This is a genomic window from Pediococcus argentinicus, from assembly GCF_001437605.1.
Lineage (GTDB): Bacteria > Bacillota > Bacilli > Lactobacillales > Lactobacillaceae > Pediococcus > Pediococcus argentinicus.
This window is the reverse complement of sequence record NZ_JQCQ01000079.1, coordinates 1-573: the sequence shown is the minus strand read 5'-3', so window position 1 is coordinate 573 and position 573 is coordinate 1. Positions and strand designations below refer to the sequence as shown.

Annotated in this window: 1 protein-coding gene; it reads left to right on the top strand. The window is 35.8% G+C overall.

The features are described from left to right. Nucleotides 1-91 precede the first annotated feature (91 nt). A partial coding sequence (locus IV88_RS08975) for a restriction endonuclease subunit S (protein ID WP_236698621.1) occupies nucleotides 92-573 on the top strand: 482 nt, incomplete at its 3' end.

The window sequence follows — 573 nt, the reverse complement described above, 5'->3', positions numbered from 1 at the left end:
ACATCTTTTAACTTACGCTGTTCCCAAACATAAATGTACTTTTCTTAATATTTATTTGAATTCATGCGGCCTTGTTTGGGAACAGCGTAAGTTGGGACAGATTGCAAGAATACAAGGCGGAGGTACTCCGGATTCTAAAAATAAGGATTACTGGGATGGTGATATAAATTGGTTTACGCCAACAGAAGTTGGACATTCAGTATTTTTAAATGAATCTAGAATAAAAATAACTAAGAATGGATTGGATCATAGTTCAGCTAAGCTGATGCCAAAAGATTCAATATTAATGACTTCCCGTGCCGGAGTCGGAAGTATGGGTATTCTAAATGAGCCTGCGGCAACAAATCAAGGATTCCAGTCTTTTATATTAAAAAGTGTATATCCTTATTTTATTTATGCAATGCAACCAATAATTAGTAAAATTGCCAACAAACTTGCATCAGGGTCAACATTTACTGAAATATCAGGGACCGAAGTGAAAAAAATATCTATCGCTATACCTCTTGATGAAGCTGAACAAAAGAGTGTTGGAAGGATGGCTAAAGTATTAGATGATACCATCGCTGCCAATCA